Source organism: Enorma massiliensis phI, from assembly GCF_000311845.1.
In the GTDB taxonomy this organism is placed as follows: Bacteria; Actinomycetota; Coriobacteriia; order Coriobacteriales; family Coriobacteriaceae; genus Enorma; species Enorma massiliensis.
The window spans coordinates 542,790-558,793 of record NZ_HE978574.1; the positions used below are offsets into that span (position 1 = coordinate 542,790).

Consider the following 16,004-nt stretch of genomic DNA (forward strand, 5'->3'; position numbering starts at 1 on the left):
GGTCGCAATGAGTATTGTCGAGCGGGCGCTTGAGCAGCACGCGGCGTGGCATGGAAAGATCGAGGTTGTAAGCCGTGCGGCGGTGGAGACGGCGGATGATCTTGCGGTTGCCTATACGCCGGGCGTTGCCGCGCCGTGCCTTGAGATTCAGCGCGACCCGGACCTCTCGTATACCTATACGCGTCGTGGGAACCTGGTCGCGGTGATTACCGACGGCTCGGCGGTGCTGGGCCTTGGCAACATCGGTCCGGTCGCGGGCATGCCCGTCATGGAGGGTAAGTGCGCGCTTTTCAAATCGTTTGCCGACATCGATGCCTTCCCGCTGTGCGTAGGCACGCAAGACGTGGACGAGCTCGTCGAGACCATTCGGCTCATATCCGGCAGCTTCGGCGGGATCAACCTCGAGGATATCTCGGCTCCGCGTTGCTTCGAGGTGGAACGGCGCCTCAAAGAGGTCTGCGATATTCCCATCTTCCACGATGACCAGCACGGCACCGCGATTGTGGCGAGCGCAGCGCTCATCAATGCGTGCCGCCTTACCGGGAGGGAGCTCGCAACGGCTCGCATCGTGTTCTCGGGCGCGGGCGCAGCGGGCATCTCCATCGCATCGCTCATGCTCGAGCTCGGCGCGCGCGACATCGTGCTTTGCGACGTTGACGGTGCGCTCTATGAGGGAAAGCCGGGCATGAATCCCGCACAGGAGCGCATTGCGGCGCAAACGAACCCACGTGGCGTTACGGGTTCGCTTGCCGACGCGCTTGCAGACGCGGATGTGTTCGCGGGCGTGAGCGTTGCCGGCGTGCTATCTCAAGACATGGTGCGAAGCATGGCTTCCCATCCCATCGTGTTCGCCCTCGCAAATCCCGTGCCCGAGATCATGCCCAACGAGGCCCGGGCCGCGGGTGCCGCTGTATGCGCATCCGGGCGCTCGGACTTCCCCAACCAGATCAACAACGTGCTCGTATTTCCCGGCGTGTTCCGCGGAGCGCTCGATGTGCGTGCCCGCGATATCAGCGACGGCATGATGGTTGCCGCGACGCATGCCATCGCCGGCATGGTGGGGGAAGATGAGCTGCGGGCCGACTATATCCTGCCTTCGGCGCTTGATAAGCGCGTCGTGCCCGTGGTTGCCGCCGCCGTGGCCGAAGCCGCCCGTGCGGAGGGGCTCGCCCGCGTTTAGCACGTCGTCGGTGACGGTGCGGTGAGCAGGCTTGCTTTCATTTCGCATCTGTGTACACAGGGGTTGTTGCTTGACAGTGGCTTTGCTCTGGATTATTACTTGACGCGTCAACAGTTGATATATCAAGTAATTAAGGGGATGGATTGGCGTGGAAGATCCCGATCTGTTTGAATTCCGTGCCTTGCTTTACCGCACGAGCCATGCACAGCGGCAGCTCATGCATCCATTCATGGCGAGCATCGGCCTTGGCACCGGGCAGCCCAGGCTGCTTTCATATCTTGAGGAAAACGGTCCGAGTTCGCCCCGCGACCTCGCTGAATACTATGAGCTCGACCCGGCGGGCGTCTCGCGCATGCTCGATGCGCTCAGCAAGAAGGGGCTTGTGGCCATAGCGCCCGCGGCCGATGACCGTCGCAGCAAGGTGGTCTCGCTCACGGCGGAAGGCAAGCGCGTCTCCCAATCGTGGGGTGCTGCGTGTCGCGAGGAGGCGGCGGCCATGTTGGAGGGCTTCACGCCCGAGGAGCGTGCCGCATTCGCGGATTACCTGGTTCGCGCGCATGCGAACCTGCGTGCCTACGGGCGGCAACTGGCAGGGGAGGAACCCCGTCCCGCCACGGAGCGGATAGATCCCATACCCGCGGGAGAGGAACCCCGGCCCGCTTCTGCTCTTAGCCAGCCCTCTGCTCCTGAGGAGGCACCCCATGCATGAGCTCCGCCGCATCGTCGGCTTCCTTGGTCCCTATCGCCGCGACGCGATCCTCGGCATGCTCCTGGTGGTCATTGAGAGCGCGTTCGAGATGGTCATTCCCATTCTCATGGCCGATATCATCGATGTGGGCGTGGCTACTCGCGACCTCGACTTCATATTCCGCCAGGGCGTGCTCATGCTCGCGTGCGCCGCTCTCTCGCTCATCACGGGCCAGCTCTACGCACGTCACGCCGCCCGCGCTACGTATGGCCTCGGCGCACGGCTTCGCGCCGCGGAGTACGAGCACGTGCAGGAGATGAGCTTCGCGAACCTCGATCACTTCGAGACCTCGTCGCTCATCACGCGCATGACCACCGACGTCACCGTGATTCAGAACGCGCTCAACGCGGGATTCCGGCCGATGGTGCGTGGGCCGGTGATGCTTGTTATCGGCTTCGGCCTGGCGTTTTATCTCAACATGCAGCTTGCGCTCGTGTTCGTGGGGGTCTCGCCGTTCATGATCGTGGCGCTTGCACTCATCGTGCGTCATGTAGGGCCCCTTTACGGCGTGCTGCAAACCACGGTGGATAAGCTCAACGACGTAGTTCAGGAGATGCTTACCGCCGTGCGTGCCGTGAAGGCATACGTGCGCGAGGACTACGAGTGCGCGCAATTTCGCGCGGTCAACGAGGGCTTGGCGCGCACGAGCGAGCAGACGTTCAAGTTCGCGGTGCTGAATATGCCCGTGCTGTACGTCTCGCTTTACACAGCGACGACGCTCATCATGTGGTTCGGCGGCCAGATGATCTTGGGCGGGGAGCTTCAAGTGGGCGAGCTGACCGGGTTCCTTTCATACGTCATGCAGATTTTGAACTCGTTCATCATGATCTCGAACGTGTTCCTGCTGCTCACGCGTTCGTTGGCGAGCATCCATCGCATTTGCGAGGTGCTGGATGAGCCGGTCGACCTCGTTTCGCCGGAGGCCCCCATCACCGAGGTGGCCGATGGGTCCGTGGAGTTTCGCGACGTGTCGTTCAAGTACCGTGCGGATGCTGCCGAGAACGCGCTTGAGCATGTGAACTTGAGCATACCCGCCGGCTCGACCGTCGGCGTGCTCGGTGGCACTGGTTCCGGCAAGACGACGCTCGTGCAGCTCATACCGCGGTTATACGATGCGAGCGAGGGCTCGGTGCTCGTAGGCGGGCGGGATGTGCGCAGCTATGACCTTGAGGCACTCCGCAACGCGGTTTCGATCGTGCTACAGAAGAACGTGCTGTTCAGCGGTACGGTTCGCGAGAACCTTTGCTGGGGGAATCCAAAGGCAACGACCGAAGAGCTGCTCGAGGCATGCCGCCGCGCCCGCGTGGACGAGTTCCTCGACCGGCTGCCTGGTGGGCTCGAGTACGACCTGGGACAGGGCGGCGTGAACGTTTCGGGCGGGCAGAAGCAGCGCCTCTGCATTGCTCGCGCCCTGCTCAAGCGGCCTCGCGTGCTCATCTTTGACGATTCGACCTCGGCTGTGGACACGGCGACCGATGCCGATATTCGCGCGAGCCTCGCTGCGCTTACCGGCGTGACGAAGATCATCATCGCGCAGCGCGTGAGCTCCGTTGCGGATGCGGACCAGATCGTCGTGCTCGACGATGGCCGCGTGCATGCTGTGGGCACCCATGCCGAACTCCTGGCGAGCGATAGTATCTACCAGGAAATCTACGCATCTCAAACGCATGGTCCAAAGGGGGGTCCAAATGGGGACGGGGTCAAAAGAGGCTATCAGGCCGCGCCCGGGAACGCCGGATGGGTCAAAACAAACCCGTCCCATAATGGATCAGAAGGGGGTGAGCGGTAATGGCTGCGCCTGGGAACAAGCCGCAGAACCTCATCGCAACGCTGCGTGAGCTCCTCGCGTATATGGGGCGCCATAAGCTGCTCTTTTTGGCGGTGGCGCTGCTGGTGAGCGTGTCGGCTATCGCCAACCTGCTCGGCACGTACATGATCCGGCCCGTGGTCGATAGCCTCGCGGGCGGCGCGTATGCGGACTTCGTGGCAGGCATCATCGCTACGGCCCTCATCTACGCTGCCGGTGTGGTGGCAGCGTTCGCGTATACGCAGGTTATGGTGCACGCTGCGCAAAAAGTGCTCGTGGACATCCGCCGCGATCTCTTTGCGCACCTGCAAAAGCTGCCGCTGAGCTACTTCGACACGCACAATCGCGGCGATATCATGAGCTACTTCACCAACGACGTGGACACCGTGGCCGAGGCTATGAACAACAGCTTCGCCATGGTCATCCAGAGCGCCATACAGATCGTGGGCACGCTTGCCATGATCTTCATCTTGAATTGGCAGCTCTCGCTCGTCGTGGTGGTGGGCTATGTCTGCATGTTCGCCTATATTCGCTATTCGACCAACAAGAGCCGCGGTTTCTATCAGCGGCAGCAGTCGGTGCTCGGCGAGCTCGACGGTTACATCGAGGAGATGGTCACGGGGCAGAAGGTCGTGAAGGTCTTCAACCATGAGGAGGCGAACCTCGCGGGGTTTCGCGATAAGAACGAGCGCCTGCGCGTGGCGGGCACAAGCGCCCAATCGTATGCCGCGTCGATGGTGCCGGCGGTGGTGTCCATCAGCTACGTGAATTATGCGATTGTCGCCGTGCTCGGCGGCTGGATGGCGCTTACCGGGCAGACCGATGTGGGCGTGCTCGCGAGCTATCTCGTGTTCGTGCGCCAGACGGCGCTGCCCATCAACCAGTTCACGCAGCAGTCGAACTTCCTGCTCTCGGCGCTTGCGGGCGCGGAGCGCGTGTTTGCCGCCATGCGCGTGGAGCCCGAGGTCGACGAGGGCAAGGTGACGCTCGTTGAGACGGGCGAGGACGCATGGGCTTGGAAGGTACCCGACGGCTATGGCATCGGTGTCTGGGGCGCGCTCGTTCCGGTGGCGGAACGCAATATGGCCGCGGACGGCACGGTGCTCATGACGGGCCTCATCCCGCTCCGTGGCGATGTGCGTTTCCATGCCGTGAACTTCGGCTATACCCCAGAGCACGAGGTGCTCCACGACATCAACCTCTTTGCCAAGCCCGGCCAGAAGATCGCGTTCGTGGGGTCTACAGGTGCCGGCAAGACCACCATCACCAACCTTATCAACCGCTTCTACGACGTGCAGCACGGCGAGATCACCTACGATGGGATCAACGTCAAGAACATCGCGAAGAGTGCGCTGCGCTCCTCGCTCGGCATCGTGCTGCAAGATACGCACCTGTTCACCGGCACGATTGCCGACAACATTCGCTTTGGCAAGCTCGACGCCACGGACGAAGAGGTGCGTGCTGCCGCGAAGATCGCCAACGCCGATAGCTTCATCCGGCGTTTGCCAGATGGATATAACACGATGGTGACCTCGGATGGGGCGAACCTGAGCCAGGGGCAGCGGCAGCTCCTGGCCATCGCGCGCGCGGCCGTGGCCGACCCGCCGGTTCTCATTTTGGACGAAGCGACGAGTTCCATCGACACGCGTACCGAAATGCTCATTGGGCGCGGCATGGATCAGCTCATGCGCGGGCGCACGACGTTCGTGATCGCCCACCGGCTCTCCACAGTGCGCGATGCCGACGCGATCATGGTGCTCGAGCAGGGGCGCGTTGTAGAGCGCGGCAGCCACGACGAGCTTATTGCCCAGCATGGGCGCTACTACCAGTTGTATACCGGCATGCTCGAGCTGAGCTAGCCCCTCGGTTGCGCGGGGCTCGCTCCTGCCACCCAGGGTGCGCATCCGTTGTGATAGAGTGGTGCCCATACTGGGGCCTCGGATGATGGGGGACGTGGCATGACACAAGGATTCGTCTACGAACCGTAGCGGGCGCGCCGCGTTCGTTCTCTGCTCGCACCATCGCTCGAATCCAAGGAGCCCCTATGCTCGACCGTATTCTTGCCGAGGCTCGCGCGCTCGCACCGGCGGCGCGCCGTCTCGTGCTCATGCGCTTTCTCATATACGTAGGTATTCAGTCCTGCTATTTCATCGGTGTGCTCGGCACGCTCACCTACAGCATGGACGGTGAGGTCGCTTCGACCGCCGTCGTGGTGGCGCTGCTCAACCTTTTCCAAATCGTAGGCTCGTTTGTCGGCGGAACGTATCTCGACGCGCGAGGCCCCCGGCTGCACTTCGCGTTGCTCGTCATCGTGATGCTTGCTGTTGACGCGTTTTGCATCGTGTTTGGCGGCGATATGTCCGCACTCACCTTTGGCGCGGCATGCTTGGGGTTTAGCCTGGGCTTTTTCGAGCCGGTGTCTCGCTCGTACCCGGCCTACCTTACGGCAGACGCCATCGAGCTCAAACGCATTAACTCGGCGCTCTCCATCGTGTCGAATATTGGCGTGGTGGTGGGGCCACTTATCGGCGGAACAATCGCCTCGGTGGCGCCAACGCGAGCGGTCTTCGCTTTCATGGGCGCATGCGTGGTGCTCGCTGTGATTCCGGCAGCGGGGTTCCGCCCGGTAATCGGTGTCCGCGCTGAAGGGGGCGGGCAAGATGCAGGGCCGGCAGCGGAGCTGGCGGAGGGCTCTGCCGGCGCTGGAGCAGATTGCTGCGCAGCAGGTTCGAGCGGGCGCCCCGCCGGCTCGCGCTCGTCGCTTATCGAGGGCATCCGCGCCGTTTTCTCCAACGCAGCGCTCTCCTTCCTCTTTTGGGCGGGCTTTCTCTCGTATCTGGGCTATGGCGCGCTCGACCCGCTCGAATCGCTCTACTACCGCGACGTCCTTCAGGTGGGCGTTGCGTGGATGGGTTGGCTCTCTGCCGCGTCTGGCGTGGGCGCGGTGGCGGGCGCGCTGCTCGTGCTGCGCATTCCGGTGCGCCGCGTGACCGTGCGGACGCTCCTTGTCCTGCTTTGCGGCATGGGAATCGGTTGCTTGGTGTATGTGGGCACGCCGTACGTGCTGGTCGCTCTTGTGGGGCAGGTGCTTTTGGGGCTTGCCTTCGGCATGATCGTTCCGTTGCAGAACACGCTGGTACAGATGCACGCCGAAGTTGAGGTGATTGGCCGCGCGAATTCCATGATGACGTTCGGCGCCAGTGCGGGTGGCGTTATTCCGCTGCTCATGTCGCCTTGGCTTGCCGCGATGCTCGGGGTCCAGGGGACGCTTTTGCTGGCGAGCGTGCTCGTCGCGTCGTTCCCGGTCCTTGTGCTTGTATTCGGCCACCAGCGCATCGCGCGAATCGATGCCGAGGTGCATCCGGCAGCGTAAAGGCTGCCTGCGCGCTTCCCGGCGATGCCAGGCGCCCGTCGTGGCAAAGCGCCCGGCTGGCTGACAAGCCTCCGTCGCGGCAAAGCGCCTGCGAGCCGTCAGGTGCTCCATGCGCCCCGGGACCCCGGCGCGCCCCGTCAGGCTGCCAAGTTCCCCGAACCCCGGCGGGTGTCTCGGTGAGCTGGTGAGATTCCCGTTGATTGGGTACACTGGGAGGAACGGGGCACTGAGGCCCCAGTTGATCGGAGGAATCATGAACGAAGTCGAGCGCTACGGGCAGCAGCCTTTCGATGGTCCCATCTATCGGGAGGGACCGGCGCCCAAGCTCATCTCTCGCCGCCTATATAATGTCCTGCTCACCGGATTCGTGCTCTTATCGTTTGTCATCATGGCGGCGTGCTCGTACATCACGGGCACGTATGAGTTCATGCTGTTCATGCTGAGGAACCCGTTTGCCCTCACCATCGGCATGCTCGTGGGCAGCATCGCAGGCTGCATCGTGATGAGCATCGGGCGTAGTAAGGAAAGCCTCCCCATGGGCCTTATCGGCTATGCCCTCTTCACGCTGACGTTTGGGTTCTCCACCTCGCTGATTCTGGGCATGTACGACATGCAGACCATCTCGCTCGCGTTTTCGGCGACGGCGGGCATCATGATCGTGTTCGGTGCTGCGGGCATTATGTTCCCGCAATTTTTCCAGCGTATTCAGGGCGTGCTCATCACAGCGCTGATCGCATTGTTCGTTGTCCAGCTTATCTTGATGTTCCTGGGCGTGGGCCAGACGTTCATCGACCTTGCTGTCATCGTGATATTCTGCGGGTTCATCGGCTACGACGTGTTCCGCGCATCGACGGCGGTCCCCACGGTTTCGAATGCTCTGTGGTACGCCATCGACCTCTACCTGGACATTCTTAACGTGTTCATTCGCCTGCTCTCGCTCTTTGGCCGCAGGGATTAGACTTCTCGCCCCTCACGTGTCTTTGTAGTCTTTGCGAGAGAGCGCAATTTCAACTTTTGGGCACTTCGCGCCGCGCACCCGGAGTATCCAGGTGTGCGGCGCTTCTTCTAGCTGGGGTTTTTCTAAGCGACGACTGCCTTATACATGGCAGGTCTTCCTTCAAGTGCCCAAAAGTTGAAACCCGAGTTTGCCCTTGCCTTAGAGCTGACTCCAAGTCTTAGGATAAAGGCAGCAGATGGCTTGAGCGCCGTCTAACGCGGCGCCGATAGGAGCTGATAGCAATGGCAAAGACGCTGGTAGCCTACTTTTCGTGTAGCGGCGTGACGCGTCGCGTGGCGCAGCAGATCGCGTCCGTGACGGGCGGCGATCTGTTTGAGATAGCGCCCGAGGTGCCTTATACACGGGCGGACCTCGATTGGACGAACAAACAGAGCCGCAGTTCCATCGAGATGAACGACCCTGCGTGCCGCCCGGCCATCGCGGGCACCGTCGATGATATGGGCTCATATTCCACGGTATTCGTTGGCTTTCCCATCTGGTGGTACCGTGAGCCTTCGATCATCGATACCTTCCTCGAGGCATACGATTTCTCGAACGCGACTATCGTGCCGTTTTGTACGTCGGGCGGCAGTGGTACAGGGTCGATCGACGAGCGCTTCCGCGGCGTGTGCGCGACGGCCGCGGGCTTTCGCCCGGCGCGTCTGCTCAATGGCGCTGGCCAGACTGAAGTCGAGCGTTGGGTCGAGGGACTATAGATTCGACGCAAATCCATCTGCGTGCGCCGGCAGTTAGGTGCGAAATTAGGACAGAGGTATTTTTGCATCACAAGCCTGCCAGCGCGACAATGATGCCGGGTACATCTGTTGCATCTCAATAATTGTCGTAAGAATTATTGATTTCATGCTTCGGTTTTCTATAAATAGTACGATGATTTTTGCCAACAAGAGCCAGGGGCTCGGGAGGGACCTGGTTCGCAGCGAGAATCGTGACAGTTGTACCCGGTACATCTGTCATTTCTAGGGTGATGAACGATGGCGATCACGGTGAATTTGTATTACACGGCAATGCGGGCGCGGCGCGCGCATTTGCCGAGGAGATGGAGTCGTCGGGCACGGCCGATCGCATCCGCGCAGAGGAAGGCAACGTTGGCTACCAGTACTTTCAGCCGCTCGATGATCCCGAGACCATCATGCTCGTCGACAGCTGGCGCGACCAGGCTGCACTCGATGCCCACCATGCTTCGCCCATGATGGCGACCATTGCCGAGCTGCGCGAGAAGTACGACCTGCATATGCGCGTCGAGCGTTTCGTGACTGATGCCGCCGGCGTGCCCTCGCAGGATGCAGCGTTCATTCGCGCGTAATGCGAGGTTCGCCGGCTCCGCTCTGAAAAAACGGCGGCGGGCAGCCAGCTTCCCTCTTCAGGAGAAACCTGCATGCCGATTTACGCAATAAGAGGGCGAAAAATGGCTCTTATTGCGTAATTCGGCATGCAAGTTGAAATATGAGGCGCGGGCAAGCCGACGGCCTGCGCATGCGACGTTGTGCGCAAGCGATATCGAGAACTGAGCGAGCATCCAGACTGCCCATGCAGGCTTTTCCATTTGCTGGACGAATATGCCGAAGATGAATCGCAGACACCCGGTGTCTGCGATTCACCCTGCGGACCAGGAACCCGGTTCCAGCGGGCTGTGGGGCCATCGTTATTCAGCTAGGAAATCCACCGCGTACTGGGCGGCGAGCATGGCCCCCTTCACGAGCACGCTCTCGTCCACCCGGTAAAAGCAGGAGTGCTGGGCAAAGGTGGCGCCCAGGGCAGGGTTGCGCGTGCCCACGAAGGCGAGCACGCCGGGCACGCGGCGCAGGACTTCAGAAAAATCCTCGCCGGAAAGCGTGCCCCGGTAGCATCCTACGGCCTCGGGGCCCAGCACGCGCTCAATCGCGCGCCGACACCGTGCGGACGCCGCCCCGTCGTTCACCACCGCACCATGCGCGACGGTGTAGTCGGTAAGCTCCGCTTCCGCTCCCAGCGCCGCAGCGGTATGCTGCGCGATACGCGCGATGAGCTTCGGCATCGCCTCGTGCGCCGTGTCGCTGTAGGTGCGCACGGTGCCGGTGAGGTAAGCAGTCCCGGCGATGACGTTGCGCGCCGTTCCACCATGGAGCTCGCCTACCGTCACCACGGCGGGCTCATAGGGGCTGAGATCGCGGCTTACGATGGTTTGCAGGTTGTTCACGATCTCGGCGGCGGCTACGATGGCATCGGCTCCGCGCTGCGGCATGGCACCGTGGCACGACGTCCCGCGCACGTCGACGCGGAACCAATCGGTGTTTGCCATGCGCGGCCCTGCTTCGCATGAGATGGTCCCCGCGTCCACCTCGCTCCAAATGTGCGCTGCGTAGGCGCCGTCTACCCCATCGAGCACGCCGGCGTCGATCATCATGCGCGCTCCTTGGCCGTTTTCCTCGGAGGGCTGGAATACCGCGCGCACCTCGCCGTGGAGCGCGTCGGTCATTTGCGCGAGTACGCGGAGCGCTCCGAGCTGCATGGCGATGTGGCAGTCGTGCCCGCAGGCGTGCATGACCCCCGCGCGCTCGCTGGCGAAGGGAATGCCGGTGCGCTCGGTGACGGCGAGGGCGTCGATATCGGCCCGAATGAGAAGGCGCCGCCGCGGCGAGCCGTCCTCCCGGTAGGCGTCGGGCGCAGTGCCGGCAAGCGTGGCGACGAGGCCTGTGTCAAGCGGGCGTTCGTAGGGGATGCGCATGGCGTCGAGCTCGCGGGCAATCGCCTTGGTGGTGCCCACCTCCTGCAGGCTCAGCTCAGGATGCTGGTGGAAATAGCGGCGCTGCGCGATGACGTACGGCTCTGCCGCGCGCCCGAGCTCCTGGATGCGCGCGGTCGCCCCGAGCTCCTGGATGCGCGCGGTCGCATAGGCCGTTCCCTGCGCTTGCGATTCCGATGCCGTTCGTGCTTGTTCGCCTGCCATGCGCCCTCCTGCTTCCGGTGGCGTTCGCGCCATCGGCTATACTCGTAGCCGTGAACAATCTTACGCTTTATCGGCAGGTGTTGGGCCATATGAATGGGGGCTTCTATGGCTGGGGAAGAAACGGGAGCCAAGAAGATCGAGGTTCGTTCCCTCGTGCTGTCCGCGGGCGGCGTCGATGTTGCGGCGGTGCGCGCGCTCATGGCGCGGGATGTGCCCTCGGGGTATAGAGCACAGACAGCCGATGAGATATTTGATGACTACTGGCGTTGGTTCAGACGGTTCCGCCTCATGGAGATCGTCGGCGTGCTGGGGCTTGCCGCCGTCGCCCTCATTGCAGGGATGCTCGGCTATATGGTGTGGTATTTCGTATTGCTCGGCCTGGCCATTCTTTCCGCGGTCCTCTTCCGGAGCGTGGTGGGCCAGCGCGAGCGCAGCATCACGGAAATCATCACGCAAGATTGCGACAGTGCTAAGTGGCGCCGGTTCATGGAGCTTTACGACGAGCGCAACCGCCGGGGGTTCGTGCGGCGGAGGATCGCGTGCAATATCGCAGCGGCAGATTACGCCGACGGCAGGTATGCCGATGCGATCCGGCGTCTGGCGTCCATTTCGGTTGGCGAGAGAAGCGCCTTGCGGGCGACGATCTTAAACACGCGCGCGCTCAGCTTGTACTGGCTGGGAGACCAGGAGGCCGCCGAACAGGCGCTCCGGTCTGCGCAGGAGTTCCGCGACCGCTTTGCACGGAGCCGGGCGGCAAAGGCGGTTGCCGCTTCGGTCTGCGAGAGCGTGGAGCAGAGGCTGCGTCCGGTCGAGACATGGGACGCATCCGATCTTGCGCTCATCGTTCGTCGCCTTGAAGGGGCCCAGGCCCACAACGAACGCGCGAGCTGGTGCTTGCGCCTGGCCGAGTATGAGCTGGCGCACGGTGACACCGAGGTTGCGCACCAGCTTCTCGACGAAAAGGTGCTTTCGCCCATGACGCCCGCCATGCGGCGATCTCGGGACGAGCTGCTGCATGATGTTGAAGCGCGCATGCAGGGGAGGTAGGGGCCTTATGCAGATGCACGGGGCGCGGATGGTGTGCGGATAGCGCGCAGCCCGTAGCCCGTAGCCGGTGCTGGGTAGGCGCTCAAGAAATCTAAGTGTCAATTGATAAGATTTTTTGACTTCGAGTTGTATAAGTTCTCAGAGCTGGGTACTATTCTCTGCGTACGTAAAGGACATGGTGCTGCGGAGGCTAGGTGCTCCGCGCAACCGCTGAAGGAGGAACCTTCTATGAGTCTTAAGCCGCTTGGTGATCGCGTCCTGATTAAGCCCGAGGCTGCTGAGCAGAAGACCGCGTCCGGTCTCTACATCGCCAGCAACGCGCAGGAGAAGCCGCAGCGCGGCGAGGTCGTCGCGGTGGGCGAGGGCAAGCTCAACGACAACGGCGAGCGTCTCCCCATGGATGTCAAGCCCGGTGACAAGGTCATCTATGGCAAGTTCGGTGGCAACGAGGTCAAGATCGACGGCGAGGATTACCTCCTCATGCGCGTTGACGATATCTACGCGATCGTCGAGTAGCCCTGCCGGCATGGCTTAGCCATTCATTAGGTACTACATCTTAGGTAACGGAGGATACACAAGATGGCAAAGGATATTACGTTCGATACCGCGGCGCGCACCAAGCTCGCCAAGGGCGTTAACAAGCTCGCTGACGCCGTGACCGTCACCATGGGCCCCAAGGGCCGCTACGTGGCGCTCCAGCGCTCCTTCGGTGCGCCGACCATCACCAACGACGGCGTTTCCGTCGCCAAGGAGATCGAGCTCGAGGACCCCATCGAGAACATGGGCGCTCAGCTGGTGAAGGAGGTCGCCACCAAGACCAACGACACCGTGGGTGACGGCACCACCACCGCGACCCTGCTCGCTCAGGCCATCGTGAACGACGGCCTGCGCAACGTGGCCGCCGGCGCCAACCCGCTGGCCATTCGCCGCGGCATCGAGAAGGCCGTGAACGCCGCGGTCGACGAGATGAAGAAGCAGGCCCAGCCGGTCGAGACCAAGGAGCAGATTGCCTCCGTGGGCACCATCTCCGCTGGCGACCCCAACGTTGGCGCGAAGATCTCCGACGCCATGGACGTCGTGGGCAAGGACGGCGTCATCACCGTCGAGGACGGCCAGACCTTCGACATCCAGATCGACACCGTCGAGGGCATGCAGTTCGACAAGGGCTACGTCTCCGCCTACTTCGTCACCGATAACGATCGTATGGAGGCCACGCTCAAGGATCCTTACATCCTCATGACCGACCAGAAGATCTCTAACGTGCAGGACATCATGCCCGTGCTCGAGGCTGTGAGCCGCGCCGGCAAGAGCCTGCTCATCATCGCCGAGGACATCGAGGGCGAGGCCCTGCCGACCCTCGTGCTCAACAAGGTCCGCGGCGCGCTCTCCGTCGTTGCCGTGAAGGCTCCGGGCTACGGTGACCGTCGTAAGCGCATGCTCGAGGACATCGCCGCGCTCACCGGCGGCCAGGTTGCGCTCGACGAGCTCGGCATCAAGGTTGCCGACATCACCGCCGATATGCTCGGTACCGCGAAGTCCGTCACGGTGACCAAGGACAACACCACCATCGTTGATGGCGGCGGCTCCAAGGAGGCCATCGAGGCCCGTGTTGCCCAGATCAAGGGCGAGCTCGAGCACACCGATTCCGACTTCGACCGCGAGAAGCTCCAGGAGCGCCTCGCTAAGCTCTCCGGCGGCGTGGCCGTCATCAAGGTGGGCGCTGCCACCGAGACCGAGCTCAAGGAGATCAAGCACCGCGTCGAGGACGCCCTGCAGGCGACTCGTGCCGCCGTCGAGGAGGGCATCGTTGCTGGTGGCGGTGTGGCCTTCATGGACGCTGCTCCTGCACTCGATTCGATTGAGGTCGAGGATCCCGAGGAGAAGATCGGTGTCGACATCGTCAAGAAGGCGCTGACCGCCCCCGTGGCGACCATCGCTCAGAACGCTGGCTTCGAGGGCGCCGTCGTGGTCGACAAGGTTGCTTCCCTGCCCGCGGGCGAGGGCCTCAACTCCTACAACGGCGAGTGGGGCAACATGATTGAGATGGGCGTGCTCGACCCGGTCAAGGTTACCCGCACCACGCTGCAGAACGCCGCGTCCGTTGCCTCCCTCATCCTCATCACCGAGGCTACGGTGACCGATGTTCCGAAGAACACCGCGCTTGAGGATGCCATTGCTGCTGCGACCGCTGGCGCTCAGGGTGGCGGAATGTACTAATCGCGAGTCCTAGACTCCCACCGGAAGGCCCCGGAAGGTTCCTTCGCGCGTGGTCATCGCCGCTCGGCAGAGCCGAGCGGCTGCGGGAAACGCGCTCAGGAATCCTTCCGGGGCCTTCCTGCGTTTACGGGCTCGCGGGGGGGATGTAGGGGATGAGAGGGGCTTGGGGGCCTCGCGCTGCGCGCATCGGCCCGTGCGGCGGGCACGGGGATGGGCGGGTGGGGAGCTCTGCCGGGGGCCTCGCGCTGCGCGCATCGGCCCGTGCGGCGGGCGCTCTTCCTACAGCTCCTCTGCTAGGTAGCCACCCATGAGGTAGCCCATGACGCTTGCCATCATGAGGCCGCGCGTCCACCCGCTTGAGTCGCCCAGGCAGTGCAGGCCGCGCACATTGGTGGCGAAGCGCTCGTCCATGCGAACGCGGTTGCTGTAGAACTTGAGCTCTGGAGCGTAGAGCAGCGTCTCGGCTGAGGCGAAGCCGGGGATGGCCTGGTCGACGGCGAGCATGAAGTTCACGATTGAGGTCATGGTGCGGTAGGGCAGCGCGCTTGTGATATCGCCCGCCACGGCGTCCACGAGGGTGGGCTTGATGTTCGAGCGCGAGAGCTCCTTTTGCCAGGTGCGCTTGCCGTCTAGGATGTCGCCAAAGCGTTGGACGAGGATGTGTCCGTCTCCGAGCATGTTGCAGAGGCGTCCAACATTTTGGGCGTATGCGATGGGCTGGTTGAACGGCTCGCGGAAATTGTGCGTCACGAGCACGGCTAGGTTGGTGTTCTCGCTCTTGCGCTCTTTGTACGAATGGCCGTTCACCACCGCCAGGCCGCCGTCATAGTTCTCCTGGCTTACAAAGCCGCCGGGGTTTTGGCAGAACGTGCGCACCTTGTTGCGGAAGGGGTTGGGATAGCCGATAAGCTTGCTCTCGTAGAGCACGTCGTTCACGCGCTCCATCACCTCATTGCGCACCTCGACGCGTACACCCATATCAACGGCGCCCGGAACATGGTCGATGCCGTGCTCGGAGCAAAGGTGCTCGAGCCAATCCGCTCCGCGGCGGCCCGTTGCCACGATGACGCGCTCGGCGTCAATGCGCAGCGCCCCCTCGGGTCCTTCGGCGACGACGCCTCGGCACGCGCCATCCTCAATGATGAGATCGCGGCAGTCGGTGTTGAACACGATCTCTACGCCTCGGTCAATGAGGTCCCGCTCGATTCGTCCATAGATTTCCTGGGCTTTCTCGGTTCCGAGGTGACGGATGGGGCAGTCGACGAGTTTAAGTCCGGCTTGGATCGCTCGCAGGCGAATCTTACGTACAGATTCCGGCGCATCGACCCCCTCGACGTGCTCATCGGCACCAAACGCAAGATAGATGCCATCGACTTCGTTGATGGTCTTTTGGGCAAGGTCGCACCCAATGAGCTCAGGAAGATCGCCGCCCACCTCGTGCGAGAGAGACAGCTTTCCATCCGAGAATGCGCCGGCCCCAGAAAACCCCGTGGTTATGCGGCACGGGCTGCACTGAACGCAGCGGCCTGCACGCGCTTTGGGGCATGAGCGCTTTTCGATGGGCAGGCCCTTCTCAACCATGACGATGTGAAGCTGCGGGCGCTCGCGTATGAGCCTGAGCGCCGTGAAGATGCCCGAAGGCCCAGCTCCAACGATGGCTACATCTGCTTGCATGGCAATCCTTCCTG

At 62.6% G+C, this 16,004-nt stretch carries 13 protein-coding genes; 11 read left to right on the plus strand and 2 right to left on the minus strand.

Annotation, left to right across the window (positions count from 1 at the left end; translation table 11 throughout):
- Window positions 1-7: 7 nt before the first annotated feature.
- The 8 genes from HGEM_RS02235 (at window position 8) to HGEM_RS02270 (ending at window position 9,429) form a co-directional block, all read left to right on the plus strand.
- Window positions 8-1,180, plus strand: coding sequence for an NAD(P)-dependent malic enzyme (locus tag HGEM_RS02235; protein ID WP_019127779.1), 1,173 nt, complete (start codon window positions 8-10; stop codon window positions 1,178-1,180).
- 148 nt (window positions 1,181-1,328) lie between these two features.
- A complete protein-coding gene (locus HGEM_RS02240) occupies window positions 1,329-1,889 on the plus strand; it encodes a MarR family winged helix-turn-helix transcriptional regulator (protein ID WP_019127780.1) in 561 nt (186 codons plus the stop codon).
- On the plus strand, window positions 1,882-3,717 hold the full coding sequence (locus HGEM_RS02245; protein ID WP_019127781.1) for an ABC transporter ATP-binding protein: 1,836 nt from the start codon (window positions 1,882-1,884) through the stop codon (window positions 3,715-3,717). The genes HGEM_RS02240 and HGEM_RS02245 overlap by 8 nt, the downstream gene beginning before the upstream one ends.
- Window positions 3,717-5,594, plus strand: coding sequence for an ABC transporter ATP-binding protein (locus HGEM_RS02250; RefSeq protein WP_019127782.1), 1,878 nt, complete (start codon window positions 3,717-3,719; stop codon window positions 5,592-5,594). The genes HGEM_RS02245 and HGEM_RS02250 overlap by 1 nt, the downstream gene beginning before the upstream one ends.
- A gap of 185 nt (window positions 5,595-5,779) precedes the next feature.
- A complete protein-coding gene (locus HGEM_RS02255; RefSeq protein ID WP_019127783.1) occupies window positions 5,780-7,108 on the plus strand; it encodes an MFS transporter in 1,329 nt (442 codons plus the stop codon).
- 253 nt (window positions 7,109-7,361) lie between these two features.
- Complete coding sequence (locus HGEM_RS02260) at window positions 7,362-8,066, plus strand: Bax inhibitor-1 family protein (protein ID WP_019127784.1); 705 nt, start codon at window positions 7,362-7,364, stop codon at window positions 8,064-8,066.
- A 281-nt stretch (window positions 8,067-8,347) separates the two neighbouring features.
- The gene (locus HGEM_RS02265; protein ID WP_019127785.1) at window positions 8,348-8,821 is read left to right on the plus strand and encodes a flavodoxin; all 474 of its coding nucleotides are present in this window, start codon (window positions 8,348-8,350) and stop codon (window positions 8,819-8,821) included.
- A 269-nt stretch (window positions 8,822-9,090) separates the two neighbouring features.
- On the plus strand, window positions 9,091-9,429 hold the full coding sequence (locus tag HGEM_RS02270; RefSeq protein ID WP_230197206.1) for a putative quinol monooxygenase: 339 nt from the start codon (window positions 9,091-9,093) through the stop codon (window positions 9,427-9,429).
- Between the two features lie 339 nt (window positions 9,430-9,768).
- Here HGEM_RS02270 and HGEM_RS02275 read toward each other — a convergent pair whose 3' ends face one another.
- A complete protein-coding gene (locus tag HGEM_RS02275; protein ID WP_019127786.1) occupies window positions 9,769-11,052 on the minus strand; it encodes an amidohydrolase in 1,284 nt (427 codons plus the stop codon).
- Between the two features lie 105 nt (window positions 11,053-11,157).
- On the opposite strand from HGEM_RS02275, the gene HGEM_RS02280 reads away from it, so the two are divergent.
- The 3 genes from HGEM_RS02280 (at window position 11,158) to groL (ending at window position 14,316) form a co-directional block, all read left to right on the plus strand.
- Window positions 11,158-12,099 carry a hypothetical protein gene (locus HGEM_RS02280; RefSeq protein WP_019127787.1) on the plus strand — a complete coding sequence of 314 codons (942 nt, stop codon included), beginning with the start codon at window positions 11,158-11,160 and terminating at the stop codon, window positions 12,097-12,099.
- Window positions 12,100-12,327: 228 nt separating this feature from the next.
- On the plus strand, window positions 12,328-12,615 hold the full coding sequence (gene groES / locus HGEM_RS02285; RefSeq protein WP_019127788.1) for a co-chaperone GroES: 288 nt from the start codon (window positions 12,328-12,330) through the stop codon (window positions 12,613-12,615).
- Window positions 12,616-12,678: 63 nt separating this feature from the next.
- Complete coding sequence (gene groL / locus HGEM_RS02290) at window positions 12,679-14,316, plus strand: chaperonin GroEL (RefSeq protein ID WP_019127789.1); 1,638 nt, start codon at window positions 12,679-12,681, stop codon at window positions 14,314-14,316.
- 279 nt (window positions 14,317-14,595) lie between these two features.
- On the opposite strand, the gene HGEM_RS02295 is transcribed toward groL, so the two are convergent.
- Window positions 14,596-15,990 (minus strand): NAD(P)/FAD-dependent oxidoreductase, encoded by a 1,395-nt coding sequence (locus tag HGEM_RS02295; protein ID WP_019127790.1) that lies wholly within the window; start codon window positions 15,988-15,990, stop codon window positions 14,596-14,598.
- Window positions 15,991-16,004 lie beyond the last annotated feature (14 nt).

Coding starts and splice junctions, on each gene's coding strand:
- HGEM_RS02235 (WP_019127779.1), top strand. CDS start 8: ATGAGTATTGTCGAGCGGGCGCTTGAGCAGCACGCGGCGTGGCATGGA.
- HGEM_RS02245 (WP_019127781.1), top strand. CDS start 1,882: ATGCATGAGCTCCGCCGCATCGTCGGCTTCCTTGGTCCCTATCGCCGC.
- HGEM_RS02250 (WP_019127782.1), top strand. CDS start 3,717: ATGGCTGCGCCTGGGAACAAGCCGCAGAACCTCATCGCAACGCTGCGT.
- HGEM_RS02255 (WP_019127783.1), top strand. CDS start 5,780: ATGCTCGACCGTATTCTTGCCGAGGCTCGCGCGCTCGCACCGGCGGCG.
- HGEM_RS02260 (WP_019127784.1), top strand. CDS start 7,362: ATGAACGAAGTCGAGCGCTACGGGCAGCAGCCTTTCGATGGTCCCATC.
- HGEM_RS02265 (WP_019127785.1), top strand. CDS start 8,348: ATGGCAAAGACGCTGGTAGCCTACTTTTCGTGTAGCGGCGTGACGCGT.
- HGEM_RS02270 (WP_230197206.1), top strand. CDS start 9,091: ATGAACGATGGCGATCACGGTGAATTTGTATTACACGGCAATGCGGGC.
- HGEM_RS02275 (WP_019127786.1), bottom strand. CDS start 11,052: ATGGCAGGCGAACAAGCACGAACGGCATCGGAATCGCAAGCGCAGGGA.
- HGEM_RS02280 (WP_019127787.1), top strand. CDS start 11,158: ATGGCTGGGGAAGAAACGGGAGCCAAGAAGATCGAGGTTCGTTCCCTC.
- groES (WP_019127788.1), top strand. CDS start 12,328: ATGAGTCTTAAGCCGCTTGGTGATCGCGTCCTGATTAAGCCCGAGGCT.
- groL (WP_019127789.1), top strand. CDS start 12,679: ATGGCAAAGGATATTACGTTCGATACCGCGGCGCGCACCAAGCTCGCC.
- HGEM_RS02295 (WP_019127790.1), bottom strand. CDS start 15,990: ATGCAAGCAGATGTAGCCATCGTTGGAGCTGGGCCTTCGGGCATCTTC.